Genomic DNA, 4,998 nt, shown 5'->3' with positions numbered 1-4,998 from the left:
GGTCACTGAAACAGTGCTTTTTGGACAGTTACCGACCGATAACCTTGGCGAGGCTAACTTTACCCCAGAAATGGGTGAAAACCGGAGGGGCAACCATACCCCTCCACCCCGAAAGGGGTATGCTTCTTAAACCGCTACCGCGTGTTCCTCCCTGGTCTGAAGACGCAGGGTTTCCCACAACGGAGAAGTTCTAATGACTAGGCTGGCTGTGGGTGGCATACATAAAAGAGTTTCTCTGTTAAGAGAAAGTAGTTTAAATTAATAGCCCAAAAAATTTTTAGCCGATGATGCAACAAATCTTTACGAAAAAGAAACTAAATTTACAAGACAACGGTTTAAACTTAATACTCTTGGGGCAGAGGGGTGAGTTCAAAATTTACAGTCCAACCCTTCGGGAAGGGTAGGTTTAAGTTTGTGTCAGAGCGACGCGGATAAATTCCGAGTTGTTTGAGAAAGTTTTTTAATCTCTCACCAAAGATTAATCAAAGTTATAAAGGATGTAATTTTATATTAAATTAACATAAACCTAAGGACAAGAATGCTCAATGTTTGACGCTGAATTGCTTGTCAGTAAAGGAATACAGGAAATAAAGATATCAGTTTGGGATCGATTAAATTGTTTTTTTTTAGTAAAGATCCCCAGAAGGACTAGATAAAACCGCCCAAGTAATGCCATTATTAATTAAGAGGAGATTATTGTATGTTCGCGAAATTAAAAAAAATTCGGGGTGCATTAAGAATGCGTAACAGAGCGCAAATATTCTTAACATTGTAATTTCGCGATCGCTAGCGGAGTTTTACCTTTTGTCAACCTAATTCTGTTTTGGAGTTATAACCTATGTCGAAGCTCATGAATCGTACCTCAACTGCCACTGTAGACGCTAACATTACCACATCTGTGAACTCCCCCGCTTCGACCTACTGCGGTCGTGGTGGCAATATTCCCGATGGAGTTGCCAGTTTTCAAGATGAGATTGTGGTGACGGAAAATATCGCGATTAGTAACGTCACCGTAACTCTGAATCACTTAGAACATACTTGGGTTGGGGACTTGATTGCCCAATTGCGTCATGTAGAAACCGGGGTTGTGGTGGACTTATTCCGGCGCCCCGGACAACCTCAATTTTCGGCGAGTGGCTACAGTAACGACCTAAATGGGGATTACAGCTTTAACGATAACTTCTCCCATAGTTTTGACTCAGTAGCTGGGTCTCATGGGGTGATTCCCAGTGGTGAGTATTGTGCAACTCAGCCTTTGTCTGTGTTTAAGGGACACTCATCTGCTGGGACTTGGCAACTGATTATTAATGATTGCTCTGCGGGTGATTCAGGTTCTCTGGAGTCTTGGACTCTGAACTTGGAATAAACTACACAAGTAGACTAAACCTGCATTCTCAGGGAGAAAAGCAGAAATCGTTCATCAGTGCATAAGGTTCTCCAAAGCATGAGTGCGTTGAGTCAGCGCTTGAGGATACAGGTTGCTCATGTGATCAAGGCGCAGGCAGTTTTCTGACAAAGTGATGTTGGCTCTGGATTAGAACAACTAACATTGCTTTTGTCAATTGCTCCGTTATAAAAATCCTCTGCTCTCTTGTTTAGGGTAAGCAGAGGATTTTTATTGTATAGAGGATCAAAATAAACGGGTAGCGAAGTTTTGCGATCGCGTCGGCGAGATTGCCCTAGCTTTGAGAATGGCGGCGGCTAAGCAGGTATAGGACAAAATCCCCACCACTGCTAACAATAAACTACTGACAAACCCGCTGGCATTCCAAAGAGCGTGGAGAGTCGCCGCACAAAGATAACCCGTTCCCAGAATTTGCCAAACTTTTCGCGGTTTGAGGACACTTAAGCCGATAAAATAGCCAAAGTAGCCACTATAAGCAATATGTCCGGCGACTGAACCGAGTAGACGGGGGATGAGTAATTGCAATCCCATCAGCTGACCCGGTTCTTGACCCGCTTGAAAGGTCACATTATCAATGATATCGGGAACATACTGCCCCAGAGTTTCCAATAGCGTAAAACCCACCCCTGACGCCGTACCTAATAGAATCCCATCCAGAGGTTCCCAGACGCCAATTTGTTCTCGCCAAGGAGAACGTAGGAGTCTCCCCAAGAAATACGCCCCAATAATGGGAAGGACTTTAAGTAACTCTTCCATCAAACCCGCCCCAAAAAACATGCGGATCAGCAGAGCGGTAAAACTGATCAGTTCCCCTTCTTGGGGTAAACTTCCCGGTAAGATGTCGCGAAAAACGATGATCGATAGAGGTAACAACGGACTCGTTAAAATTAAACCCGTCGCGATCGCACATCCCAATAACACCCACCACGGTTTGGATTTACCACAAAGTTGGTAGATAAAGTAAGAGGCGGCACCGGTTAAATAGGTTGCCAATAGGAGATTAAACACCATTGGCTTACCGACAGCCATAAACATCAACACCACAAAAACCACCGTCAGAATAGCGGGTCCAAGAAACGCCTTCTGAGTTAAATCGGCTCCCGTTGAAGCGAGGGGAAACAGTTGGCTAAAGGTAACCGAATCCGCAGTTTTATGTCCGATTACACTGACATGTGTCAGCGATGAACCCGAAGGAACAGGTGAGACTGGGGACACAGACGAGCTGAACTGACACTCAAAAATAAACTGAGGACCATCTTGACCCAGTTCAATGCGATCGCCGGCGTGCAATCGACAGCATCCCCGTAAAGGATAACCATTAATGTAAGTACCATTAATACTATTGAGATCACAAATTTCCCAGCCCTGATTCCAGGGTGAACAGGGACGAATCGTGGCATGACGCCGCGATACAATTAAATACTGATTAGGGTTTAAGGCAATTTGGCAGCTTGGATCACGCCCAATCACTATCTCCTGCTCCTCAGACAAGGGATAGGAAGATAGTGGTATAGCTGTACCTCTGACAGCAAGAGGTCGCAGAAATCCACGGCAGTGTTGACCAGTCATAGGGCAAGTGGTGAGCCATCCTTAGACCAGTGTAAACTATTGCCTATTGCCTATTGCCTACTGATTTGCCTTCGCATCGCGAACAGCGGCGTAGAACAAAAAGCCACTCAAGGGAATACTACCCGCCAGGATAATTTCCGTGACTGATACACCTAACTGAGGTGTTCCTGAAGAGAGTTCAAAAATTGAGCCAACAGCCGCAATTGCGGTAATACAGGAACCCATCAAAAATAAACCACTTTTTGGTGTCATTGGATTAGACCTAACGCAGTATACTAAAATGTCCATGGATCAATCCATGGACAAGGCATTGGTACGGTTACTTTATTTCCTAGGCATGAAAAGGTTTGACAGCTTGGGTAGAAAAGCCATACTTTTGCAGTTCTTCTGCCAAAACCAATCCATTTTCCACCCGATCCACAAACATAACCCCAGTCAGGTGATCCATTTCATGTTGAATGGCGCGAGAAAGCAGACCATCCGCCTTTAAGGTTTTCGGGCGTCCATTCTCATCTTTGTAGACAACTTCCACCTCTACCGGGCGTTTGACATCTAAGTAGACGCCAGGAATACTTAAACACCCTTCTTGAGCGTCACATACACTCGAACCAAAGCGTTTAATCGTGGGGTTAATCAGAATCAAGGGGGGATTTTCTGGGTTATCCGGTTCGCAGTCGATGACAATGATTTGTTTATTTACCCCGACCTGTGGTGCTGCCAAGCCAATGCCATCTGCACTATACATGGTTTGCAGCATCTGATGAGCTAACTGTCGGATGCTTTGGTCTACTTTGGCAACCCGCTTAGCTGGTTGACGCAGAACGCGATCGCCCAGATAGTGAATCTCTAGAGGAGGGTTGTCTAATTTTTTCTTTTCGACAATAACTTGAGCGGTCATGGGCATAGGAAACTTGTAAATCTAGCAATATTATTGGCACTTCCTTTTTTTATCCTAGCAGGTATCACTCTTGCTGGAATTCGGTTCATCCACCCCCCCACGTTACGATAGCTTGTCGTGAACTACTCAGGCTTACTTCGTAGAAGCCTGAGCTTCTGATCTCACTGGGGATTGCGTCAACTTAGACTTACGTCCAAGCTTCGGTCTCACATCCCCTCCATCAGCAGCAGTCCCAGTCCCTGAGACCGATAGAATCCTGATGCCTTCTGCTCTAATATTCGCTGAAGCGTTACCGTCTCTATCGTGGTGAGTGCCGCAACTCGGACAAATCCATGCCCTAATATCTAGTGGCATCTCAGCTACTTGATAATGGCAGTTTGAGCAGAGTTTTGAACTAGGGAACCATCGCTCAATCTCTACCAATACCTTACCCTCTTCTTCAAGTTTGTAAGATAAGAAATTGACAAACATCCCCCAGCCTACATCAGAAATTGCTTTGGCTAGTTTATGGTTACGAACCATGCCCTTAGTATTCAAGCTTTCGACTACGATGACTTGGTTTTCGTCAACAAGCTTTCTAGATAGCTTATGTAAGTAGTCTTGACGGACATTACTAACTCGTTCGTGAACCTTAGCCACCAGCTTTCTGGCTTTATTCCTTGACTTGCTTCCCTTCTCCTTTCTGTCTAATTTCCGTTGCTTGCGCTTAAGGTTGCGCTCATGTTTGGCTAGGTGCTTGGGGTTAGCGTATTTAGAGGTCTTGACACCATCATTGACAATAGCAAAATCCTTTAACCCTAAATCAATCCCAGCTACTTTGCCTTCACTTCGACTTCGCTCAGTGCTAGCGGGTGGGTTATCCCCTTCTACTTCGGTCAAAACGGATGCATAGTATTTCCCCGATGGAGTCATACTAACCGTTACTGTTTTGATTGTCCCCTCAATTGGTCGGTGTATTTTAGCTTTGACTTTTGCCACGCGACCCGGAAATTTGAGGCAACCATCTACAACTGTTACTGACTGGGGATACTGAATGGACTGCTTATTTCTTTTTGCCTTAAACCTAGGGTATCTAGCCCTACCCTCAAAAAAGTTCTTATAGGCAGTCACTAGGTTGAGTGTAGTA

Annotated in this window: 5 protein-coding genes; 1 reads left to right on the top strand and 4 read right to left on the bottom strand. The window is 45.0% G+C overall.

The window, feature by feature from the left end:
* The first annotated feature begins 838 nt into the window (after positions 1–838).
* Positions 839–1,366, top strand: a complete 528-nt coding sequence (locus tag RID09_RS08125) for a proprotein convertase P-domain-containing protein (protein WP_446335444.1) — start codon at positions 839–841, stop codon at positions 1,364–1,366.
* A gap of 264 nt (positions 1,367–1,630) precedes the next feature.
* Here the strand turns inward: RID09_RS08125 and RID09_RS08120 are convergent, their stop codons facing one another.
* The 4 genes from RID09_RS08120 to RID09_RS08105 form a co-directional block, all read right to left on the bottom strand.
* On the bottom strand, positions 1,631–2,974 hold the full coding sequence (locus tag RID09_RS08120) for a PrsW family glutamic-type intramembrane protease (RefSeq protein ID WP_446335443.1): 1,344 nt from the start codon (positions 2,972–2,974) through the stop codon (positions 1,631–1,633).
* 57 nt (positions 2,975–3,031) lie between these two features.
* Positions 3,032–3,226: a hypothetical protein gene (locus RID09_RS08115; RefSeq protein ID WP_446335442.1), complete on the bottom strand. Its 195-nt coding sequence runs from the start codon at positions 3,224–3,226 to the stop codon at positions 3,032–3,034.
* Positions 3,227–3,305: 79 nt separating this feature from the next.
* Entirely contained in the window at positions 3,306–3,872 is a 567-nt protein-coding gene (def, locus tag RID09_RS08110; RefSeq protein WP_446335441.1) for a peptide deformylase, read from the bottom strand.
* 132 nt (positions 3,873–4,004) lie between these two features.
* On the bottom strand, positions 4,005–4,998 hold a 994-nt coding region (locus RID09_RS08105), incomplete at its 5' end, for an RNA-guided endonuclease TnpB family protein (protein ID WP_446335440.1).

The sequence above is a fragment of the Coleofasciculus sp. G1-WW12-02 genome, assembly GCF_040219735.1.
In the GTDB taxonomy this organism is placed as follows: domain Bacteria; phylum Cyanobacteriota; class Cyanobacteriia; order Cyanobacteriales; family Coleofasciculaceae; genus Coleofasciculus.
This window is presented reverse-complemented; position numbering and strand designations above follow the sequence as displayed.